Here is a 23,065-nt window from a genome sequence, read left to right on the forward strand (position 1 = left end):
ATGTCCCCCAAATAATAAATACAAAGACTTTATTATCCAAATAGTGCGCAAATATATCACATTTTTAATGAATAAAATACGGAAAAAGAGAGTACTTACTTAGATGGATGATTAAAAAACATCCAAAACAGCATTCAAAAGCTGCTTGGTATAAGCTTCTTTAGGGGATTTAAAAAGTGATTCACAACTCCCAAACTCGACGCCCACTCCATTCTTCATAACCAACACTTCATCGGCGATATAGGAAACCACTCCCATATTATGCGTGATAAATAGATAGGATATGCCTGTTTCTTGCTGTAACTCTTTTAATAAATTAAGGATTTGGGCCTGCACAGAAACATCCAAAGCGCTGGTTGGTTCGTCACAAATTAAGAGTTCTGGTCCAGTAGCTAGAGCGCGAGCGATACAGATTCTTTGTCGTTGCCCTCCGGAAAATTGATGGGGATAACGATGTAAGCTGCTGCTTGGCAAATTCACCTGATTCAGTAGTTCTTTTTGTCTTGCACTGATTACTGACCGCTTCATCCCTTGGGCATGCATGCCTTCGGCGATTATTTCACCTACTGTCATGCGCGGGTTCATGGAAGAAAAAGGATCCTGAAAAATAATCTGTACTTTTTTTCGATATTCTCTTAATGAGCGCCCTTTTAATGCCCGCACATCCTGTTGTTTAAAGTGTATTTCGCCGCCACAAATGGGGAGTAATCGTAACAATGCACGACTTGCAGTGGTTTTTCCACATCCTGACTCCCCCACTAAAGCTAATGTTTTTCCTTGCAATAAACGAAATGAGAGACCATCAACTGCTTTAAATAAAACTCTATGACGACTGAATAGGCCTTTTTTCTGAATAAAACTTACGCATAAATCATTGACTGTTAGTATAGATTTTGTCTCTGTAGTTCCTGCATCCCAAATAATTTTGTTTTTTTGTAATGGCGGTAACTCTTCGAGGTCAGGATAGAGATGACATCGTACCAATCGGCCCTGTTGTTCTTGTAATTGCGGCTCCTCTCCCGGACAGCGTTCGAAAGCATAAATACAACGAGGATGAAAACGACAACCTGTAGGCATTTCATCTAAAGCAGGCACCAAGCCACGAATTACTGACAAACGTTCCTCGCGTTTTGCTAAAGAAGGTATAGAAGCCAGTAACTGTTGTACATAAGGATGTTGTTTCACTCGCGAAAAAAAATCTTCTACCGAGGATTGCGCTACCACTTGTCCTGCATACATCACACAGACGCGTGATGCCATGGCTTTCACTACTCCTAGATCATGAGTAATCAACAATAAACTCATTTCATGATTTTTTTGGATTTTTTTTAATAAAGCAAGAATTTGCGCTTGAATTGTAACGTCCAAAGCGGTGGTTGGTTCATCAGCAATTAAAATATCGGGTTTACAAGCCAATGCCATGGCAATAACAACACGCTGTTTCTGTCCACCGGATAATTGATGGGGGTATTGGTGAATTTTAATTTCTGGTTGAGGCATTTCCACTTCATAAAGCAAAGATAATAATGCATCTTGCAATTCTTGGTTCTTAAATGAGTTGCATTTTACTAAGGCCTCGGTTAACTGTTCTCCTATGGTCATTACTGGATTAAGTGCAGTCATTGGCTCTTGGAAAATCATAGCCATTTTGCGACCTCTTAATTGACGCATCATGTGTTCTGGTAAATCCAAAATGTCTTGCCCATCCACATGGATTACACTATCAACGCCATAAACACCGGATTTAGGCAACAAGCGCATTAACGCTAAAGAAGTGAGGGATTTGCCACACCCGGATTCACCCAATAAAACTAGGGTTTCACCAGGATATAAATTAAAGCTGACTTCATCCAAAGCAGGCACCGTTTGATGGTGTTGTTGAAAAGCTACAGATAGTTGATGAATTGCAGCACTGTTTTTTTGCATAGGTCTTCTATTTAGCCTGGCCTGGTCATAGCATCACCGCATTAGTTTGAGGATTCTTTGTCATTCGAAGGCAGAATTAATTCTTCGATTGGCATGATGTCTTGTTTAGAAATGGATTCCGCTTTAGCGGGAAAGACAGTTTTTCCTCAACTTAGTGGTAGTTAATCAAAGATACGCCCAGGCAATCCTCTTTACTCTCCCAGATTAAGACTCGCCAAATCCAGGCCTCCATAACAACTCTTGGTTTCTCCCGCTTGCAGAACAGGGGATCTTTATAATAGATTTACAAAGGAACTATTCGTCTTTCGCCTACTGTATCATAATATATGGTAAAATAAACCTAACTTTTATTTGAGAAATACCCATGTCAGAAAACTATACTGCCCAAGCAATTGAAGTCCTAAGTGGACTGGAACCTGTTCAACGACGCCCCGGCATGTATACCGATACGACGCGTCCAAACCACTTAGCTCAAGAAGTGATTGATAACAGTGTGGATGAAGTACTGGCTGGTTTTGCAACTCATATCCGAGTAACACTTCATGAAGATGGTTCTATTGAAGTGGAAGATGATGGGCGCGGCATGCCTGTGGATTTACATCCACAGTTAGGGTTAAGTGGTGTCGAAGTCATTATGACTCGATTACATGCCGGCGGTAAATTTTCTGATAAAAATTACAGTTTTTCAGGTGGATTACATGGAGTGGGTGTTTCCGTGGTAAATGCTCTTTCTGACCGTCTTGATGTGACCATAAAACGTAATGGAATTGTGTACCAAATGTCTTTTGCCAATGGCGATAAACTATGCGAGTTAAATGAAACAGGTCTCACTAAAAAAAGAGACACCGGTACAATTATCCGTTTTTGGCCAAACCCAAAGTATTTTGATACAACTCGTATCTCCGTAAAACACTTAACCCATGTGTTGCGTGCTAAAGCCGTACTCTGTACGGGTTTGTCTATGACTTTTATTAATAAGGCAACTAATGAAGAAATGCATTGGTGCTTTGAACAAGGTCTTATTGATTATTTAAATCAGTCATTGCCTGATGGAGATTATTTACCTGAAGAACCCTTCATAGGTGAATTCAAAAGTGATGAAGCAACGGTGGACTGGGCCTTGGTTTGGTCGAATGGCTCAATTAGTGGTTTTAGTGAAAGTTATGTAAATTTAATTCCAACCATTCAAGGTGGAACCCACGTTAATGGTCTACGCTCCGGATTATTTGATGCTATGGCAGAATTTTGTGAGCTAAGAAATTTACTTCCAAGAGGAATAAAGCTTACAGCAGATGACCTGTGGGAGCCCTGCCAGTATGTATTATCGGTTAAAATGAAAGAGCCACAATTTGCAGGTCAAACCAAAGAACGCCTAAGTTCCCGTCAAATTTCTGCTTTTGTTAGTAATGTCGTTAAAGACGCTTTTGCACTATGGCTCAATCAACATCGGAACCAAGGTGAAGCAATCGCCTCTTTGGCCATCGATCGCGCACAAAAACGTTTAAGACAAGCAAAACAAGTAGCACGTAAACGAGTGAGTCAGGGTCCCGCCCTCCCAGGTAAGTTAGCGGATTGTTTGCTTACTGATCTCAGCCAAGCTGAATTATTTTTAGTGGAAGGTGATTCCGCGGGCGGTTCAGCAAAACAAGCCCGAAATAAAGATTTCCAAGCAATTTTACCGTTACGCGGAAAAATTCTTAATTCATGGGAGGTTGATTCATCCCAAGTTTTAGCATCTCAGGAAATTCATGATATTTCTGTTGCTATAGGAGTGGATCCTGGCTCTTCTGATCTAAGCGGGCTTCGTTACGGTAAATTATGTATTCTCGCAGATGCAGATTCAGATGGAGCCCATATTGCTACTTTAATTTGCGCTTTATTTTTACGCCACTTTAAACCCTTAGTTCAAGCTGGGCATGTGTTCGTTGCGATGCCCCCACTTTATCGAATCGATGCAGGTAAAGATGTTTATTATGCACTGGATGATGAAGAAAAAACTCGGATTCTCAACCACCTGACACAAACATCTCGCGCCAAACCGAATGTCCAACGGTTTAAAGGTTTGGGTGAAATGAATCCCATCCAACTACGTGAAACGACGATGGATCCCAATACCCGACGCCTGGTTCAACTCACTATGGACGATGAGGAAGGGGCTGAAGCCATTATGGATATGATGTTAAATAAAAAAAGGGCAGGCGATAGAAAGGTCTGGTTAGAAACTAAAGGAAACTTAGCTGAAGTTTAATGTTTGTTGAATTTTAGCTTCATTTCCACCTATGGAACTGGGATTTCTGAACCTGCCTAATTTTTAATTCCTGGTTCCGCTACCATTTTAACAATGGGATAATATTAGAATAATCATCAGTCCATAAAAATTGTTCATCAGAGGTAAAAAACTGCCAATTCGTTTCTTTCACCATTTGGAAAGCCAAATGGTCATTCGCCGTCAGCAAAGCCCACTCCGAATCAAATTGATTCAATGCCAAAGTACCTTTATTATGGACATAAAGCACCCTCAGCTGTAAAAGCTTTCCTGCAGCATTAATTACCGGTAATAATTGCAAATGTCGATTACTTAAATGAATCAATATGCCACCGTCTTTTGTAATTTTCTGTTGGTATAACTTAAAGGCTTCAAGAGTCAATAAATGTATCGGGATTGCATCTGAATTAAAAGCATCGACAATCACTAAATTTTGGGAATGTGCAGGTAATTGCTCCAATGCTAATCGTCCGTCGTTTTTTATAATGGTTACACCTGAACAATCGCGTAAGTATGTAAATAATTTAGGATTTTTTGCAACATTAATGACTTGCTCATCAATTTCAATCACTTTGATCCTATCCTCTTTTCGAAATTGACAGAGCATTGTACCAATGCCTAAACCAATAATTGTAACTGTTAACGAGCTGTTTTGTTGTTGCATGGCAACCACGACGGGGTTAATTGCTCCATAATAAGTACTCATCCCCTTCGGTTTTTCTCCTAAAACTTGCAGTCCATGCACAGTAGACTGACTCACTAAGACATGTGTACCTTGTTTATCAATCACTTTTTTTATCCCATAAAAATTACGAGCCTGTATTAACATTGTTTCAGTTTGGGAAAAGGGTAAGAAAATAAATCCAAATAAAATCAATAACGATACAATCAAACTGCTTTTACTTTTTTGCCAGACAACGATAATAATTAATGCCAAAAGAGCACATATTTGAAAAGATGAAAAACCTCCAGGCCAATGGATACCAGAGAGGCAGTAATGAAGCAACAAAATAATCAGAACGGCTATAGGAACCCACCAACCATTTTTCTTGGGCAATTGTGGTAAAGCAAATAAGCTTAATAAGATTGCTAAAGGGTATTCATAAATTCCATTGAACCAATGTGGCGCCAAAATTCCATTAAATACTCCGGCTAAAACACCCCCCAGGGCCAAACAAAAATAAAATAATGTTAGCAATTGAGGCTTAGGCCTATCTAAAAATAACTGGCGATGACAAAGTAGGGACAAAATGAAAAAATTCAATAAATGAAAGAAAATACTTTGCCAAATATTTATTTGCCCCGCATTTAAAATAAATCCAATAATGGGAAAAATAAGGAAAAAAATACTATTTCGTACAATCCACGGGAACGAAATCAAAGGTTTATTCGTAAATGCAAGGACAAAAGTAAGTAGATATAGGGCCAAGGGGAGCACCCAAAACAAAGGAGTTGCGGCAATATCCGTAGTAATATATAGAGTGACGCCAAGCATTAAACTGCACGGAACAAAACTTAAAAAAATCCAATTCAACAAGCTTTTCCAAGGCCATAAGGTAAAGAAATTATTTTGTTTTTTTAGTGATTGATAACGATTAGCATAAAGAATAAAGAACAATAGAACCACATAAATTCCATAACCAATACTCCATAAATAAAATTGATTTTTTAATCCAATAAAACGCTCTATAGCCCAGGGATAAAGAATTAAAGATAGGAGACTTCCGAGGTTAGACGCAGCATATAGAAAATAGGGATCGGCCGCATTCCTTTCTTGGGTTTGACTGTAGGCAAATTGTAATAATGGAGCTGAAGCACCAATAATGAGTAAAGGTAACCCCAGTTGGGTTAACAAATTCGATAAAATACTCCATTCAGGAGCCTTATCAATAATCAAAGGCCGGAATACAAGAGGCAAAGCTATAAAACTCAAAAGAATAAGAAAACTATGGATCGCACGCCATATTATAGGTTTATTAAATAGCCCCAGAACAACAGCATATCCATAGGCGAACAGCAACAACATCTGAAAAAAAAGCATACAAATAGTCCAGACAGCCGGTGTTCCTCCATAAACAGGCAACAAAGATTTAGCGACCATGGGTTGAATACTAAATAACAGAATGGCACTTAAGAATAAGCTAATGGAGAATAAAAAACGCACCAAGCATCCTTGACTGAAGAACTCTCATAAAGAACATTGTAAGGTTACATAAATTGTTATTCAACTTATCCTGTTTTAGATATTGTTACCCTTAAAAGCGGGAAGGAAACAGATTTTGGGTAATAAATCATTTCCTTGCCGAAAATCAGGGGACATTTCCTGGTCTGGAAAAACCGAGCCCTACTTCGTTTCACTTAAGCCGCGATTTTTAATTACGGTTTATTCATTTCCTGAGAGATGATTCGCCAATACGTGTAAAATCCTTTTCACCAAAAATTGCTGATCCAAATTGATAATATTTAAATTCCAACAAATTATTGCTGGGATCTTTCAAGAAAAAAGATTGATGTTCAATTCGTGTACCTTTAAAACGTGTTTTCAATGGAATCTCAAAAGAAATCTGCTTTTTTTTAAGGTGTTCCACAAAGTCATCAAATTCATATCGCTCCAGAAAAATTAAACCAAAATGTCTTGGATAGATGCTATCTTGTGGAGGAAGAATAGTGTCAATTTTATGGGCTACAATTTGGTGGTTGCCAAACTCAAAAATCAATGCATGCTCCGATTCACGCCCTAATGAAAACCCTAATTGGTGATGATAAAACTGTTTCGCCAAGTCGAGGTCATGCACTGGAAACGCAAGATGAAATAAAGTGTTCATCATACTCCTTATAATGGGTATTCAAAAAAGAATAACAAAGCTAATTTATGCTTAAGAGATAAAATTTATATTAATTAACAGATAAGTGTGTAAAAATATTTACCCTATTTAATCCAATTTCAACATAAAATGCATTTGAACTCTATTTTTGATTACATAATTCACGTTGATGTATATTTAAATACCATAGTATCAACTTATGGATTTTGGACCTATTTGCTTTTATTTGCAGTGATTTTCTGTGAGACTGGACTTATAGTAACACCTTTTCTACCTGGAGATTCCTTGCTTTTTGCGGCGGGAAGTATTGCAGCCCAAGCCGGAAATCCATTGAATATAGCGATATTATTTTTCCTACTTTTCCTTGCTTCAGTTTTAGGAAACCAACTCAATTTTATGATTGGACGTTTACTAGGACCACGAATTTTTGCTGCGGATAAATCCTGGTTACTTAATAAAAAACACTTACAAGAAACTCATGAGTTTTATGAAAAACATGGAGGTAAAACTATCATTTTTGCCCGTTTCCTCCCCATCATACGTACTTTTGCACCTTTTGTAGCGGGCATAGGTTCGATGAGGGTTCTTCATTTCACCCTTTACAATTTAGTGAGTGGTTTTACATGGATCCTGAGCCTATTAAGCTTAGGTTATTTCCTAGGATCAATTCCCATCATAAAAGAAAATTTCTCGATAGTAATTTACAGTATTATTTTTATTTCTTTATTACCACCTATTCTCACTTTATTGAATCGAAAGCGAACTTAGGGCAAATAAAAAGTAACCTGGATCCGCATTCAGGTTACCATAATCAATTATATTGGTAACCTACATCAGGGATCAAAAACTCTTGGAATGCCGCCAACAGATTAGAATAATTTTTAGAAACCTCTTTTAGAGTGATCTTGTAGTTTAACAGATTAGTTAATAATTCATGTAAGAGCATAGTCCTAAATGAGTGAGGATGAGTTCTACCGTTTTTACTATCACTCAGATAATGAATGAGCATTGTTTTTGCTTGAGCAAGGGACATCTCAGAAAAAAACTCACCCCCAGCCTTAGAAAACTCATAATCAAACTTACAAAATTCACCATTAAATTTCCGAGCTCTTCTCCTCCCGGAACTTCCATGTCTATGAAACAATGAAAACACAATCCCATCACTGTAAGAACAATAGTCCAGCACCGATCTATTTACTATACGGACTAACTGAACCAATTCTTTTTGTTCCGCTTTTGAGGTTTTCAATTCTAAAGGTATTGCTTCGGGTTGACTAAACAGATTATGTTGAGCGGAAAACTGCTGGTATTTATTCGGTTTTTTGTTATGTTTTTTTACAACATTCATGCGCAGCGGCGGAGTTTTCTCTTGATCATCCGCTTTCTTTTTCTGCCAATCCTCTTCTAGACCCTCTAATGTTATGAAATCAGTTTCTCTCTCAGTTTGTTTTTTGGGATGAGCTCCCAAATCCAGAGCGTTTATTTTTTTGCTACTTAAACCGAACGAAGTGCTTCCTAAAGAATCCTTAGCTTGAGTTGAGGGCTTTGATGATTTAATCATTGTTACTTTTGTAGTCCAATGAGTATTATTCTGATTATTTAGCGTAAGTGTATGTCGATTGGGCATGTCTTGGTAGTCATATCGCTGCCTCCCATTTTCCAGAGTATGTAGATTCACTTCAAATGCATTCGCTAAATAATCCAGCTCCAAATGAGTTGCCCACACAAAATCCTCAGTGATGTTTTGTAATGCTTGAATTATAGGAGAATTCAATTTTGGTTCGGTTTCTGATGTTATCGTCTCTGGAGCGACCTCTTCACCATAAATCAATGAGATAAATAATGGTACCAATACTAAAGCTTCATGTTCCGCCAAAATGGTGGATTCATTAATTTTTGCTAACGCTTTTTTAATAGGGGTGGATGAAAGAAATTGGTTGAAACGTGGGTCTAAATGAGTCCCATGATACATTTCAGCAAATTTCCTATAAGTACTTATTGCTACCAATGCCCTATATTCATCATTTTTTTCTGCATGTATGCATGCCCAACGTAATTCCTTGATCTGTAAATTATAGGTAAGTAATCTTAACGCTCTTTGCAATACATCGAGTAATTTATTATCGGGCTTGTCCAAATCGAATTTAAATATGGCATTATAATAATCCCTTATAGAAGGATCTAATTTAACCCATTTTTCAAATGTTATTCCATTACCTTCTTGTTGAATAATGTTAATTAAGCCAATTGCGAAAGCATAATACCCACAATTACCTTTAGCAGGGTTATCGATTATCCGTTCTTGCAACTCTATAGTAAGGTTCTCCTCGGGACTGGGATTAGCCTTGGGTTGTTCCTTGCTAATTACAGTTTTACTCATAGACATTGATTTTTGCTCCCCCCGATTTCACATCTAGGAATACAAGATGTTCACATATTATGCTACGAGAGCGATCAACTCGCAATAGGAAGTATTCTGTTTTGGAAATAAGTAGGCTACTCTACAATCAGCAATTGCGAAAGCATGCCCTTTTGAATCCAACCCTTTAAATAAGAAGCGGCTTTCATACCCACTTCTTCAGGTGGGATCCATTGACATAACCCTTCACAAAGAGCACCGAAAGAAAGTCCTTTTGATAAACCATCCAAAGCCCAAGTCTCTTCTTGAGATAAACTATAGAATTGAATCTTATATTCTGGTGCACGCCAGATGACCCATGCTGTGCATTCTGAACTGTGCTGTAATTCAGGAAGATCCCTATCATGAACTAGAGACTGCCAAAGAGGAATTATATTCCATAAGTAATTGGTTTTTTGTAGGGATGGATGAAGTATAAATTGTAGATTTGCCCAGGCTTCAGGAGGGATAACAGCCATATCCTCAACCCGTACAATTTCTTCATCAGCCGCATCAAATGCCCAGTTCATTTTCCATTCAAAATCAGCAAGCTCTGCTAAATAGGGATATTGTGAGTAATTGTGTTTAATGAATTCAGATAATCCATCACCATACCAACGAATAGATCGATAAGGTGAAGGATGGGCATCTATATAATAAGTGGCTAGCGTATTAAATTCTTCAGTTCCTAAATAAGCATACAAAGCAGGGAAATTAATACTTAAACATTCAATAAGTCGAAGTCTGTACGCATCACGATAAATGTCTAACCGAGTATTTACCGAAACAGATTCAGTTTCCACAATAGAATCATGAATGTCTGCCTGACCTGACAAGAGAAATTTTTGAAATTGTTCTTCTAATTGTAAAAGTCCACTCATGCTGGCACCTCTTCGGGCACGATTGATTCAGCGATTCGCCTTGCATGATTGATTTCCGCAAGCAATTCTCCAAAAGGAGGCATGTTATCATCTCGTTCAATCATCGACGATATTGGCCCCAAGCGCTGTAATGTAGCAGCATAAAGATCCCATACGGGTTGAATTACTGGTGCATCATGCGTATCAATAATGTAATTACCATGATTTGAATGACCAGCTAAATGTATTTGAGCAACTCGTTCGGGAGGCATCGCACAAATGTAATCCATGGGGTTAAACTGATGATTCACAGAACTAACATAAATATTATTTACGTCTAATAATATATAACAATCTGCTTGTTTTACAATTTCCAGAATAAACTCCCACTCGTACATCTCAGATTGTTTGTAGGTAAGATAGCTGGAAACGTTTTCAATTAAAATGGACCGTCCTAGAAAATCTTGTACTTGTTGAATTCGCGATACAATATGGTTTACCGCTTCACGTGTATAGGGAATAGGCAACAAATCATGGGCATTAATTCCATTAACTCCTGTCCAGCATAGATGATCGGAAATCCATTCCGGTTCGATTCGGGTTGCAAGTTCCTTTAATTGTTTTAAATAGCATTTATCTAACGGATCCGCACTTCCTATGGAAAGAGAAACACCATGCATTACAACAGGATAGTGGGCGCGAATTTGGTCAAGATAATAAAGTGGTTTTCCACCAGGAACCATGTAATTTTCAGTGAGTATCTCAAACCAATCTAAATTAGGTTTTTGCTCCAAGATTACTTCATAATAGTCGGGTCGTAATCCAAGTCCAAACCCTAAGAAAGGCATTTTCTTAGGCACTGTATATTTAAGGCTATCCATAGGTAAAATCCGAGGGAAGAGGAAACCAGGCATGCATTGCACGCCTGAGTAATGCGAAACTCAATTGAAATTATTGAACAACAGTACCACCAGCTTTTTGGCAGTCTTCTTTAGTCATTTCAGCCATTCCCTTGCCTTTGCAAGCATTTTGGCCTTTACAAGCATTGTCTGCAGTTTTGCAAGCGCCTTGTCCTTTGCAAGTGTTTCCACCTTGGCATTTTACCATACCAGCAGAAGCATCATCAGCAGCAAAAGCAGGAGCAATAGCGAACATTGAAGCAGCCCCAATTGCTAAAGCAACGCCTGTTAATTGTAATTTGTTCATTTACTTAATTCCTTTTAGATTAGTTAAATAAGCTATAGGCAAAATATAATTTAGCCACTTGCATTTTAAGAACTTACATTAATTTTTGTCAAGTTCAGCATTGAAAAATAATGGTTTTCATTAAATTGCAAAGTTCAATGCAGCACAGGCTTTATCATAAATTTCAATCATGTCCTTCATATCAGTGCGCGTAAAAGGATGTAAATCAACAAACTCCCTGATTGCTGTTACCTGACGCATGATCGCAGCACGTTGCTTATCGCTGCGCAAGTGAGGAGCAATGCGGGTAAAATTTTGCAGCATTCGGATTAGAATTGCTGGATTTTTTCCACCTGACTCTCGAATCATATCAAAAGCTGCACCCACTAGACGAGAAAATGTTACAGGCATTTCAATGAGTCGAGTACGGCCTGCTCCATCTTGCCAGGATTCTCCAGTTTCAGGCAGATCAACTAAAACACTAATATTATTAGTAAGCCAATCCACACACGCAATCCCGGTAAAAGTATCATTAATTGCATCGCCCAATGCACGAATACCAATTTCAACAATTTGTGCCATAGCAAATTCAGGATCTTGTGATAATGTACGATTCGGACCGATGCGCAAAGTCTCATGGATGGTTTTTATTAAAATAGGACCTTTTTCATTTGGAATAATATCAGCTAAAGTTGTCTCCGTAATAATAAAATGACCTGGACGAACTTTTAAAATAATTACCGCATCTTCCCGGGTTGCCGCTTTGATTAACTTGCTGTAATTAATTGACTGCAAATAGCCTGGGTTACTCGCAAGAACCGAATAACTCTCATTCAAAGAGCGTTTACGTAATACCTCAGGGTGCTCCTCTGGCGCGATATTCGCACTTTCTTTGGTTCGCTCCTTCCGCAATGCGACATAATTAGTAATTACTCGAGTCAAATCTTCATCAACTTTAGCAATTAAATTTCCCGTTTGGATCTCTTTACGGATATTTTGGCTAAAGGTAATTAATGCTGCAAATGAGAGGATCATCATTAACACGGCAGTTAATGTAGTCAAGTGAGGTACAAATTCGTGCCCATCCTGATATCGCACTACAACCAAGGTAAATAAACTAAAAAGAAAAGTAGAGGAGAATAAGCCTATTGTTCCTTGTCCATTTTGCTCAATAATAAATCGACGTAGAAGACGTGGACCAAACTGAGTTGAAGCCATGGATAAAACCAGAAGTACGACAGAAAAAACAAGTCCTAGAACAGTACTCACTGCACCAATAATAGCAACAAGCATCACTCTGGCATCATCAACATCACCTATTGATAACCAGCTTGGGTATTTGATATACCCTTTATGAGATTGAACATCAAGAAAAATGGTCAGTGCAAATAAGGCACAAGCGAGCACACAGATGCCCAGAACTGCGATACGCAAATCCGTTCCAGATCTCGCATCGGCATCAAACTCACTGTAATTATGAGACACGATTCCTTTCTCCTGTTTTCCCTGATAAAAGAATTCTAAACTTGAATTAAAGATTATTATTTAAAGCCTCCATCCTTGCAATTAAAAACATGTCTATAATAAGAATAATTAAAGGACTATTAATAATAAAATATGAATCAACCTCTGTTCACACCCAAAGAAATTTTTGAATTTATTAAGCAATATGAACCTTTTAGTTTCCTGAGCGAAGCATGTCTTTCAAAACTTTCCCGAGTTTTGGAAATAGAATCTCGAACTGCTGATTCCCTTTTAATTCAAAAAGGGGAAAACACGAATGATCTTTACATTTTAATAAAAGGCCGTCTCTACTATCAGATCACGGATACAGAAGGTAATGTGACGTTCCAAGGCGAGTTACAGGAAGGAGCCATCATCGGGGAAATGGCTCTTTTATCTGATTTGCCCCGCTCGGCCAATGTTTATACATTACGCGACAGCATCATTTTAAAATTATCGAAGGAAAATTTTTTAAAACTATGTAGACGATATCCTGAGCTGCTCAATAAGATAACCCAATTTACCATAAAACGATTAACCAATTCGCTACAGGGAATTCACGCTGCCACCTCACGTAATAAATCCATAGCTTTAATCCCTATAAGACCAATAAAAGATCTAGAATTTCTATTGCAAGAAATGATTTTTCGTTTTTCTTACGGCGAAAAAATACTTTTATTAACCAGTAGTTGCTTAGAGAAAAGACAAGGTCTCTTGGATGACAATGGGAATATGAGTAATGAAGGAATTTTATTAATTAACCAACTTGAAAAGGAGTATTCTTTTATTTTTTATCTAGCTGACGAATCGATAACCAATTGGACTAAATTTTGTGTCCGTCAAGCTGATTCGCTCGCTTATTTAGCCCTTGCAGAAGAACATAATGCTGACTTATCCGAAGTAGAAGATTATGTATTAAATATGCAACATAATTTTATTAAACGGAATGTATTAGTGCTTCTGCATCAAACTGCAAATGCCCCCAAAAATACAAAAAGCTGGTTAGAAAAACGCGTCGTTAATGGTCATTTTCATGTCCGAAGCAATACAGATGAAGGAATTTCCCGCCTAATGCGAATTTTTACTGACAATACCATTTCCTTAGTCCTCAGTGGAGGTGGAGCGCGAGGACTTGCGCACATAGGTGTTTATCGCTTATTAGAAGAGCGAGGAATACCGGTGGACTACATCGCGGGAACAAGCATGGGAGCCATGCTCGCCGCTGTTTTAGCAAAGGGATATTCTTCTAGCGAGCTTTTAAAATTTGTTGAAGAATATTTAATCAAAGGAGCCAAGATCGATTTTACCTTCCCGTATATTGCCATTGCCACAGGCAGAAGAGCCACAGACAGCTTAAGAGAACTCTATGGCGAGGACAGTCAAATCGAAGATTTATGGCTTAACTACTTTTGTGTCTCAACAGACTTAATCAGCAAAAATTTATATATTCATGATAGAGGGCGATTGTGGGAATCGATTCGTTCGAGTATATCTCTACCCTTTATTTATCCGCCCGTATCATTTGATGACAAGTTGCTTATTGATGGCGGTGTATTAAATAATATACCCATCGATATCATGAGACAGTATTCACATAGTAGTAAGATTATTGCCTCCAATGTAAATAATAATAACTTCTTCAAATTAACTCCTATACCGTACTCACTTTCAGGCTGGAAGTTGCTTTACAATAAATTTATGGGAAAAGAGTCCATATTGCCTATTAATTTAGGTGAGTTGGTGTTGCGATTATTAACCATCAGCTCCCATCAAAATACTGCTAAAATGATGGCCATGGCAGATTATGGGATTACTTTAAAACTAGACCAATACGGTATTTTGGATTTTAAAAAATACAACGAAATTACTGAAGAAGGATATGAACAAGCAAAAGCCCAGCTTACGGCTCAAAATCTTGCAGAGCTATTAAACAGCAACTTTCAATCTCCTGCTAGTAATGCGATAGTTTAATCTGTGAATGCGGGCTATTTTTTTGTCTTACGTGCCATAACCTGATCAAAGATAGTTCTTTTTTCTGGAGACAAAGACTCTCTCCTTAAAGCCATCATTTCTTCAAGAGAACCTTGGATACAATCTGGAGTAAGACGATCGAGAATCAAAAAGCCATTTAAATGATCAATCTCATGCTGCAAAACTCGAGCATAAAATCCTTCTTCTATACTCTGATGAAACTGGCCTGATTCATCATAATAGCTCAGTATAATTTTCTCATAGCGCGGGACCTTTCCGGATTTACTAGAAACAGAATAACATCCTTCAAAATCGTGATGCATTACAGAATCTGACGCGGGCTCATAGCTTGGATTAATCATTATATGCATAGGATAAAATTTATTAACATTATCTCTTAATAAAGTTGCCTCTTCTGGAATGTATACCGCAATGATTCTTCTCGGAAAGTTAACTTGGGGAGCTGCTAAACCCACCCCACCTAGTTCATATAATTTACTTTTCATAGCAGCAATTAACTCTTTGTCTGCTTGACTTAATGGAAACAAAACCTCATGGGCCTTATTCTTTAGCACCTGACGGTATTCAGGTTGCTCCACAGTTACTATATCCATAGTCATACTCGTTGAATTCCCAATTAAGAAAAAAAATAGCATAATGCCTAAGCATACTCTGTACATCATAATTTAATTTAATTCATTTTCTTTCGTTAATCACAAAATAATTATTAGCTGTTGTTTTTTAGCGCAATCTTATCCCAAAAAAGAGAGTGATTCAAATTAGGAGTTCTTTAATTTTTGTAAATATTCAGCGTATTACCCAGCATAGGAGCTGTGCTAAAATTTCCTCTTTTTCAAGCCTTCTACTTTATGCTCACTACAAATTCGATACATTTGCGTCAATTAACTCAATATGATGAGACAAATTTCCTATTGACCATGAAAAAAAGTCGGGATTTCCACCACCCTTTTGTGATCGCCCCCCAAACTCATGAGGAATTCCAAGCCTACCTACACAAATTTCAGAATGAGGAGCACCGATGTTTTTTGGCATTAAACCAACAGGAACACATTATCGGTGTCTTCAACATTAATGAAATAATTCAAGGGGTATTTCAAAGTGCCTATATGGGATATTTTGCATCCGTAACTTATGCAGGCCAAGGGTTAATGAGTCAGGCATTAAAACTGGTTTTAAAAGAAATTTTCCTCGAACTAAAACTACACCGGATTGAAGCGAACATTCAACCAACAAATACTGCATCCATCCACTTAGCTACTCAAAATGGTTTTCTGAAAGAAGGGTTCTCGCCAAGATACTTAAAAATTAATGGCGTATGGTGTGATCATTTTCGTTTTGCTCTCACCTATGAAGATTGGCTAGCCAATCAATAGCGGTTACCAGACTCTTCCTAATAACTGTCGATAACCTGTAACGACTTGATCGGCAATTAAAAAATGATTTCGGTCATAAGTTGTAGTCAAACCAATTACCTGCATCCCAGCGGCTTTAGCTGCTTTTATTCCATGCAAGGTGTCTTCGATGACTAAACAACGTCCTGGGAGAACATTGAGACGTGTTGCTGCTAATAAATAGCCTTCAGGAGATGGCTTCCCGCTCTGTACATCCTCCGTTGTGACAATTGAATCAAAATAAGTCTGCAATTTACCCTGTCTTACTCTAGAAAGTACTGCCGCTATTTCACTACGGCTGGATCCACTACAAATGGCAATTTTATTTACTTTAGAAGCAACTTTAAAAATAAATTGCTCAAAGTCTACAATTAGGGGTAAAGAGTCGCGGGTATTAATAATATGGATGTAAAGCTCAGTTTTTTTCTGAATCAAACGTTTGATTTCTTCATTTGACCTATGAATACCCACATTGTGCAATAGCTTAGGGAACAATTCTTTATCTGCTAGGCCCAAATAATTTTCAACGTACTCAGAATAACTTATGCTTATTCCTAGTGGCTTAAGAACCTCACAACATGTTTCATAATGAAGAGGTTCACTGTCTAAAATAACCCCGTCAAAATCAAAGATAATTGCATCATACATGGTATCCAAAATTCACCTTCATTCAGCTAAGCCTTAGAGAACTGTAGCATCATTTTATCAGTACATAAATCTGATAAGAAAATTGGTATAAAACATAAGTGGTCCATATTAGAAGTTTTTTACTATTAAAGGTTTACTCTCCGGATGTTGTGTTTTTAAATCAGTACATACCTCCGTACTGGGTGAAGGGCAAGATTGTTCTTCCCAGTACTCGGGTGTTGAAACCGGCATCCCTAGACCGGCAATAGCCGTAGATACATCTGGATATATCTCTCCATCGGACAGAGCTTCCGATTGCTTTTGCAAAGAAGTACCGATTATACCTGTATATTTTCCTTTTATTTTTCCTGTTTCTTGATCAATGAACATCACATAGGGAGGAACAAAGAGTGACGATTTATTATTCTTATCTTCTATCTTATAAACCCGGCGTGTTTCACCATAATCAAAATCGGACCTAATACCTAAAACTGTTTGAAAAAAGGCTTTGAAATTTTTTCCATGTCCAAACAACCAACAATCTTGATGTGCTGCACGTTCAATAAAAATTTTAGTATCTTCTATTTTGTCCCCAGCATAATCCAAATCTTGATACACATCATCACGCTCCTCGAGAAGAATCTTATTGCCATGCTCCTGGATTTTTTCAACAGCAGTTTTTCTCCTTTTCTTGAGTAAGTCAAAGTCTTGATCACTAAAAATCCACAGTGAAAGTTTTAAAAGAATTTTTCTGATAGGAGTTGTCCAAAAAGACAGCTGATTATATAACTTCTGCATATCTGCTATAGAACGAACATCATAACCAGAGGGTGCATCACTGTTTTCCGCTAAAAAAGGAAGAACAGCAATCTTTGCATTTTTAATTTCTTTAGGAATAACCAATCCAGCGGTTTGTAGTGCTCGATTGAGTGGAGAAACACCAATTGAAAGGGGCAGCTCGTTTGGAAAATAAAATAATAAATTGCCCGTGGATTGACTCGTTCGTTCCATATTTCTCATTGCTTCTTCAGAAAGCGCTGCATTGGGATTTAAACCAAATTTCTTTTGCCCCCAACTTGTGCATTTTCCATGACGACTGAATAAGATGTGACTTGTAACTTGAATTCCTTTTATTTCAAAGAAGAGTTTGTCTGTTTCTTTAATTTGTTTTAATAGCTCACTAGATTGAGCATCTTGGCTTTTGTTTAATAGTTCTATAAGACGATTAATTTCTTTTATATATTTTTCTTGAATTGTTTTTAAAATCTCATCGCGTTGTTTTGGTTCTTTAATTTTATCCAGTTTTAACTGTTCAATTTTAATTAACTTTTCAAAGGTCATGCTTAATCTTATAAACAAACAAAATATTCATTTATTATACAATCGAATGATTTATATGATAAGCGAAATTTTAAATACCGTTAATCTCTTAAACGGGCTACTTATATTAATCGAGTGAGCTTATGAACTTGACAAAGCAGGAAGATGAACCAGAATTTAAGAACCATAAAGGGATTATTTAATATTATGGTTTATATGGAGAAGATTATGGCTACTTCAAAAAAATTTAAGGAAGAAAAGGCCCTAATGAGTGAAATTGATGCAATTTATAGGCGTCGCGCTGTACGTAATTATAAACCGCAAAAACTAGATCCAGCGCTCATTCACTCATTGCTTGATGCTGCTGTGCAAGCACCTACCGCTATGCATGAGGAGCCTTGGTCCTTTGTGATAATCCAAGATCAAGATATATTAAATCATTTATCAGACATCGTGAAATCCCTACTTTATACGGAAGCCCATAATTATTCTAAAATGCAGATGAAATATCTGCAAGATTTGGTTAATAATCCTGATTTCCATGCATTTTATAATGCAAATACACTCATTGTTATTTACAGTAAATACCATGGTCCTTTTGTAGCGGCAGATTGTTGGTTAGCAGCTGAAAACTTGATGCTGACAGCGTGTGCTCAAGGGTTGGGTACGTGTGTTATTGGTCTTGCTGTTTCAACACTCAATACTCCAGAGTGGAAAACAAAACTGAATCTCCCCGCTGATATTACAGCCATTGCGCCAATTATTGTAGGTATTCCGGCTGCTGAAACGCCTGAAGTGGCGCGTAAGTCACCAGAAATTCTAGTATGGAAATAAAGTAGATCAATTACCAAGAGCGCGCTACTACTGAATTATTTACCGAGCAATAGTTCAAGGTGGGACTTATGTAACTATCTAACTCGGTTTTCTGTTTAGAGTTTAAATAAAAAATTCCTGGCTCACCGCAAACGATGGCCAGAAAACAAGATCCTTCTAGAACATGTAGTTAGATTATAAAATAACTCCATAAATCATGAATTTATTTTATCTACCAACAGATCATGAGTGGCCTGTTGGTACGTGTTTAAAAAATTATCCTGAACGACTACAGCCATATCCTTAATCGCTTGGACCGTTTCTGTTTTTTTAAGAGTTCCGGTTTTAAATTGCCATTTAGCAGGTAACTTCAATTTTGTGCTCAATTGCGAAAGAGATTGTTCTGTTTGGGGCATTTTTTGAACACTATAAGACTGCATAACAAACACATGACCCTTAGGATCGATAAGTTCATAAACAGGTTTTCCAGCTTCGTAGATCCAGGTGGTTTTGCGCGCAACCTTTAGAGGCCGATAAGGGGCTTCTAATAATAAATCTTTTAAAGGAATATGGAGTATACCGGCTTCTCGCATCGTTAATCCGTTAAATGTTTTTACATGAGTGTTCACTAAATTGGAGTTTTGCATGCCATCTATCATCCAGTAACGAGGACCATTTAAATGCACATGGGTAGATCCCGTTTCTTTTTTTACACTTTCAGGAGTTATTTTGTCCCAAATTTTTTGTGGGCAATCATTAAGACCAATAGTATTGTATACCGCATAATCACTTATGCTTTTAGCAACAATAATTTCACAATAACGTTCCCCACGTAGATGAGATTTTTGAGCTGCCAGTGAGAACGTCGGAATCATAAATACGATCCAGAAAACACGGCTAAAAGAATGTGAAGAAACAATACGACGCATGGTTACCTCCTGTAGGGTCTATTGCAGATTTTTTAAAATAATACAGAAAAATTTGCTAAAATACAGCGGCAGAGGCAGTGATCGCAAAACTCAACCAAATTTGCGTTTTATTTCTTGACCCAATGCGATTGTGCCAGATGACAGAATATAACTGATCCGAATCCTACGAGTCCACCCAGAATAACATGCGTCAACCGTTCCGATGCGACACTCGCCGAATGAGTGACCAACATGACTGTGGTTGCAACAAAGAAACAACGAAAAGAATAAGCGATGACATAACGACGAAAGGCAACCAAAGTTAAGAAAATGCCACATATGGCAAGGGTTAAGGCTAATGGGGTGCTGGGGAGAATCAATCCGAATAAGATGCCTAATGGAACACCCAGTGATACCCCTATGATACGTTGACTCAATTTTTTTGGAGAGGTCGTTACATTACCAGTAACGACACTGGCAGTGCCCCAAATCATCCACTGCCCATTGTCCATTTGAAAATATTCAACCAAAAAGGTCGAAATACAAACAGCAATTGCCATAGCGATCATATTTTCAATATAAGGATTTTGCTCCCCGAAATCATTCAACCTTCCTAATCGCAATGGATGGTAATGAATCTCACGCTTTTTGTAGTATGTTCTCATTTCATCAAATTGAGCAAGCAATACGGTAGGTACTAATGCGAACAATAGATAAGGTAAAAATTGAGGAGCCCGATGTAACATTTCTGTAGGATTAGTTTCTGCAGCAAACTCTGTAGCAAGAATTATGGCAGGAATAAAAGTCCAGTTCCCTAAAGGACGCAATTTCTCCCCCTTTATTGTAACCAAGATCACTGTCGTAGCTGCGAGGGTACATGAGACGATATACAGTACAGGGATAGGTTGGGTTAAAAAAAGGAAATAAAACATTACAATGATGATAAACCCATGAAGTAACACTCCTAATGCAGTCAATTCAAGACGCTCTTCTACAATAAGGGTTGACATAGTTAATACTGAGGTTTGAAGCCAAATTGGGTTATGGTTATGCAGATAAATAACGGCAAAGGGCACCAATACGAGGATCCCTCTCAGCAAAGCTCCAATCTGAATTTCATCTTTGAGCACCTGTATCGTCTTAGAAATAACATGCATTAGAGACCTTTTAATTCATCTACTGTGACAATTTGCGCTATTTTTTCCAATAATTGAATGGAAAATAGATGTTCCTCCTGATTTGCAGCAGCACAAATATCTTCTACGATACACACATTGTAATCCCGGTCATGGGCATCGCGAGCGGTACTTTGCACTGCCCAGGAAGTACTTACCCCCCCTAGTATCACGCGTTCAATTTGATTTGCTCGTAGCACTGCTTCGAGGGCCGTTCCATAAAATGCGCTCACCCTAGGTTTTATCAGTACTAAACTAGTGCCAATCTGTAATTCAGGATGAAATTCTGTTCCTTTAGAACCAAGCTTTAGCGCATCCAATTCGTGAACCTTACCAAAAATTGGTGAATTCTTTGGTTGTTCCGCATAATGTGCACTAAAACCCACTTTCACCATGATGGATATCCATTTTTTTAATTCTGCAATTTCAAGAGCTTTATTTACTTTTTTAATTACATCACGCTCCTTAGCGTGCGCAGCTGAACGTGCAATCTTGCCTTGCGGATGCATAATATCCATAATATAGTCCAGACCTATAAATGCGGTACGCATCGTATTACCTCCTTTAAATACCCTTGTATATGACGGCGAGTCCTTCTTCGCTTGAATTGTCCATAAAAACTATGGGCGCATCTTATTAAATTCCTCATATTGACATTTACTCATTGATTCATATAAAAAATCAATTTTTTTCATATTGTTCTTCTTGCATAAATCAGACATAATTTCATGAATTATCAAAGAATAATGATTTATTATGCCAATTAAATATACAAAAAAAATCATCAGGATCTTCTCTAGCCAAAGTCAAAAAGCGAGTAAGCTGATGGTTCTGCAATTGCAGCACACTGCCCACATAATAGAACATAGCAACCTAGCAATTCTAAAAAGAGACTGATTTAGAAAGGACATTTTTTATGCAATGGAAGAGGATTCTGCATTTTTTCTTTAGTTTAGTAATTTTATTAATCGCATCGTCAGCCCTGGCCTACGATGAACCGGTTGTAAATTTGGGTTATACAAGTTTTTATGATGGAAGTCCTCCTTCTGGCCCTGGTTTCTACTTCCAAGATTATTTTCAATACTACACCTCCAATCGCTTTAACGACAACAAAGGCAACCGACTTCCCCTGCCCCGTACCGATCTTGATGTTGTTGCAAATATAACCCAGTTTATTTATGTAACCACAAAAAAAATTTTCGGAGCTAATTTAGGTTTTTCTACACTCTTACCTTGGGTAGTTTATGACCGTGTGGATGATGGATTGGGAAATACCGTACTAAAAGCAGAAAATGGCCCTGGGGATTTGTGGATTGGACCTGCACTGCAATTTGATCCCATTATGCGAAAAGATGGCAAAGGACCTTTATTTGTTTCGCGCCTCGAACTGGATATTGTCGCCCCGATTGGACGATACAGCAGCATTAATGCAATTAATGCCAGTAGCCGCTTTTGGTCTATAAATCCCTACTGGGCTTTTACCTTTTGGATGACTCCTAAATTATCTACTTCAGCTCGGTTTCATTATCTTTGGAATGATGTCAATCATAGTCCTAATGTTGCCTTTGGACCCAATGTGAATTCCATTCAAGCTGGACAGGCAATTTTTGCAGACATTGCTGTAGGATACGCCATAATAGATAAGTTTACTGTAGGCGTAAATGGGTACTTTTTTAACCAAATTACGGACACCTTGGTGAATGGGACCGCATTCCCAGGACGTAAGGAAAGTGTTTGGGCGATTGGTCCAGGGATGGTGTATAGCCTTAGCAAAAACCACTTTATCTTTTTAAATGTGTATTCTGAACAAGATGCGAGAAATCGTCCCCAAGGAACCAATGGAATCTTGCGTTTTGTGGCTCATATCTAATGCCAT

The 23,065-nt window shown here is 37.8% G+C and carries 20 protein-coding genes; 6 read left to right on the plus strand and 14 right to left on the minus strand.

What is annotated here, in order from left to right:
• Positions 1-111: 111 nt before the first annotated feature.
• Positions 112-1,926 carry an ABC transporter ATP-binding protein gene (locus ACWTE2_RS27385; RefSeq protein ID WP_454785252.1) on the minus strand — a complete coding sequence of 605 codons (1,815 nt, stop codon included), beginning with the start codon at positions 1,924-1,926 and terminating at the stop codon, positions 112-114.
• Between the two features lie 364 nt (positions 1,927-2,290).
• On the opposite strand from ACWTE2_RS27385, the gene parE reads away from it, so the two are divergent.
• Positions 2,291-4,174: a DNA topoisomerase IV subunit B gene (parE, locus tag ACWTE2_RS27390; RefSeq protein ID WP_454785253.1), complete on the plus strand. Its 1,884-nt coding sequence runs from the start codon at positions 2,291-2,293 to the stop codon at positions 4,172-4,174.
• A gap of 79 nt (positions 4,175-4,253) precedes the next feature.
• Here parE and ACWTE2_RS27395 read toward each other — a convergent pair whose 3' ends face one another.
• Together ACWTE2_RS27395 and ACWTE2_RS27400 are read right to left on the minus strand one after the other, a co-directional pair.
• Positions 4,254-6,359: a spermidine synthase gene (locus ACWTE2_RS27395; RefSeq protein WP_454785254.1), complete on the minus strand. Its 2,106-nt coding sequence runs from the start codon at positions 6,357-6,359 to the stop codon at positions 4,254-4,256.
• Between the two features lie 220 nt (positions 6,360-6,579).
• Positions 6,580-7,020, minus strand: a complete 441-nt coding sequence (locus ACWTE2_RS27400; protein WP_483099547.1) for a VOC family protein — start codon at positions 7,018-7,020, stop codon at positions 6,580-6,582.
• Positions 7,021-7,146: 126 nt separating this feature from the next.
• On the opposite strand from ACWTE2_RS27400, the gene ACWTE2_RS27405 reads away from it, so the two are divergent.
• Positions 7,147-7,785 (plus strand): DedA family protein, encoded by a 639-nt coding sequence (locus ACWTE2_RS27405; protein WP_454785256.1) that lies wholly within the window; start codon positions 7,147-7,149, stop codon positions 7,783-7,785.
• A 43-nt stretch (positions 7,786-7,828) separates the two neighbouring features.
• Here ACWTE2_RS27405 and ACWTE2_RS27410 read toward each other — a convergent pair whose 3' ends face one another.
• The 5 genes from ACWTE2_RS27410 to ACWTE2_RS27430 form a co-directional block, all read right to left on the minus strand.
• The gene (locus tag ACWTE2_RS27410) at positions 7,829-9,403 is read right to left on the minus strand and encodes a hypothetical protein (RefSeq protein WP_454785257.1); all 1,575 of its coding nucleotides are present in this window, start codon (positions 9,401-9,403) and stop codon (positions 7,829-7,831) included.
• A 110-nt stretch (positions 9,404-9,513) separates the two neighbouring features.
• Positions 9,514-10,296 carry an HvfC/BufC N-terminal domain-containing protein gene (locus ACWTE2_RS27415; protein WP_454785258.1) on the minus strand — a complete coding sequence of 261 codons (783 nt, stop codon included), beginning with the start codon at positions 10,294-10,296 and terminating at the stop codon, positions 9,514-9,516.
• Positions 10,293-11,156 (minus strand): MNIO family bufferin maturase, encoded by an 864-nt coding sequence (gene bufB, locus ACWTE2_RS27420; protein ID WP_454785259.1) that lies wholly within the window; start codon positions 11,154-11,156, stop codon positions 10,293-10,295. The genes ACWTE2_RS27415 and bufB overlap by 4 nt, the downstream gene beginning before the upstream one ends.
• A gap of 70 nt (positions 11,157-11,226) precedes the next feature.
• The gene (bufA2, locus tag ACWTE2_RS27425) at positions 11,227-11,481 is read right to left on the minus strand and encodes a BufA2 family periplasmic bufferin-type metallophore (RefSeq protein ID WP_182392852.1); all 255 of its coding nucleotides are present in this window, start codon (positions 11,479-11,481) and stop codon (positions 11,227-11,229) included.
• Positions 11,482-11,601: 120 nt separating this feature from the next.
• The gene (locus tag ACWTE2_RS27430) at positions 11,602-12,945 is read right to left on the minus strand and encodes a DUF2254 domain-containing protein (RefSeq protein WP_454785260.1); all 1,344 of its coding nucleotides are present in this window, start codon (positions 12,943-12,945) and stop codon (positions 11,602-11,604) included.
• A gap of 132 nt (positions 12,946-13,077) precedes the next feature.
• On the opposite strand from ACWTE2_RS27430, the gene ACWTE2_RS27435 reads away from it, so the two are divergent.
• Positions 13,078-14,934 (plus strand): cyclic nucleotide-binding and patatin-like phospholipase domain-containing protein, encoded by a 1,857-nt coding sequence (locus tag ACWTE2_RS27435; protein WP_454785261.1) that lies wholly within the window; start codon positions 13,078-13,080, stop codon positions 14,932-14,934.
• 14 nt (positions 14,935-14,948) lie between these two features.
• Here ACWTE2_RS27435 and ACWTE2_RS27440 read toward each other — a convergent pair whose 3' ends face one another.
• Positions 14,949-15,554 carry a peptide deformylase gene (locus ACWTE2_RS27440; protein WP_454785262.1) on the minus strand — a complete coding sequence of 202 codons (606 nt, stop codon included), beginning with the start codon at positions 15,552-15,554 and terminating at the stop codon, positions 14,949-14,951.
• A gap of 213 nt (positions 15,555-15,767) precedes the next feature.
• Between ACWTE2_RS27440 and ACWTE2_RS27445 the strand changes: the two genes are divergently transcribed.
• Entirely contained in the window at positions 15,768-16,328 is a 561-nt protein-coding gene (locus ACWTE2_RS27445; RefSeq protein WP_454785263.1) for a GNAT family N-acetyltransferase, read from the plus strand.
• A gap of 3 nt (positions 16,329-16,331) precedes the next feature.
• Here ACWTE2_RS27445 and ACWTE2_RS27450 read toward each other — a convergent pair whose 3' ends face one another.
• The gene (locus ACWTE2_RS27450) at positions 16,332-16,994 is read right to left on the minus strand and encodes an HAD family hydrolase (protein WP_454785397.1); all 663 of its coding nucleotides are present in this window, start codon (positions 16,992-16,994) and stop codon (positions 16,332-16,334) included.
• Positions 16,995-17,102: 108 nt separating this feature from the next.
• Complete coding sequence (locus ACWTE2_RS27455) at positions 17,103-18,314, minus strand: histidine phosphatase family protein (RefSeq protein ID WP_454785264.1); 1,212 nt, start codon at positions 18,312-18,314, stop codon at positions 17,103-17,105.
• 207 nt (positions 18,315-18,521) lie between these two features.
• On the opposite strand from ACWTE2_RS27455, the gene ACWTE2_RS27460 reads away from it, so the two are divergent.
• Positions 18,522-19,127 (plus strand): nitroreductase family protein, encoded by a 606-nt coding sequence (locus ACWTE2_RS27460; protein ID WP_454785265.1) that lies wholly within the window; start codon positions 18,522-18,524, stop codon positions 19,125-19,127.
• A 194-nt stretch (positions 19,128-19,321) separates the two neighbouring features.
• Here the strand turns inward: ACWTE2_RS27460 and ACWTE2_RS27465 are convergent, their stop codons facing one another.
• The 3 genes from ACWTE2_RS27465 to ACWTE2_RS27475 all read right to left on the minus strand — a co-directional run bounded on the left by ACWTE2_RS27465 (position 19,322) and on the right by ACWTE2_RS27475 (position 21,740).
• Positions 19,322-20,035 (minus strand): hypothetical protein, encoded by a 714-nt coding sequence (locus ACWTE2_RS27465; RefSeq protein WP_454785266.1) that lies wholly within the window; start codon positions 20,033-20,035, stop codon positions 19,322-19,324.
• Positions 20,036-20,142: 107 nt separating this feature from the next.
• Positions 20,143-21,171, minus strand: a complete 1,029-nt coding sequence (locus ACWTE2_RS27470; protein WP_454785267.1) for an FUSC family protein — start codon at positions 21,169-21,171, stop codon at positions 20,143-20,145.
• On the minus strand, positions 21,171-21,740 hold the full coding sequence (locus ACWTE2_RS27475) for a cysteine hydrolase family protein (RefSeq protein WP_454785268.1): 570 nt from the start codon (positions 21,738-21,740) through the stop codon (positions 21,171-21,173). Before ACWTE2_RS27475 ends, ACWTE2_RS27470 begins: the two co-directional genes overlap by 1 nt.
• Positions 21,741-22,105: 365 nt before the next feature.
• On the opposite strand from ACWTE2_RS27475, the gene ACWTE2_RS27480 reads away from it, so the two are divergent.
• Positions 22,106-23,059, plus strand: a complete 954-nt coding sequence (locus ACWTE2_RS27480; RefSeq protein WP_454785269.1) for a SphA family protein — start codon at positions 22,106-22,108, stop codon at positions 23,057-23,059.
• The last annotated feature ends 6 nt before the right edge of the window (positions 23,060-23,065 follow it).

This window comes from Legionella nigrisilvae (assembly GCF_977063395.2).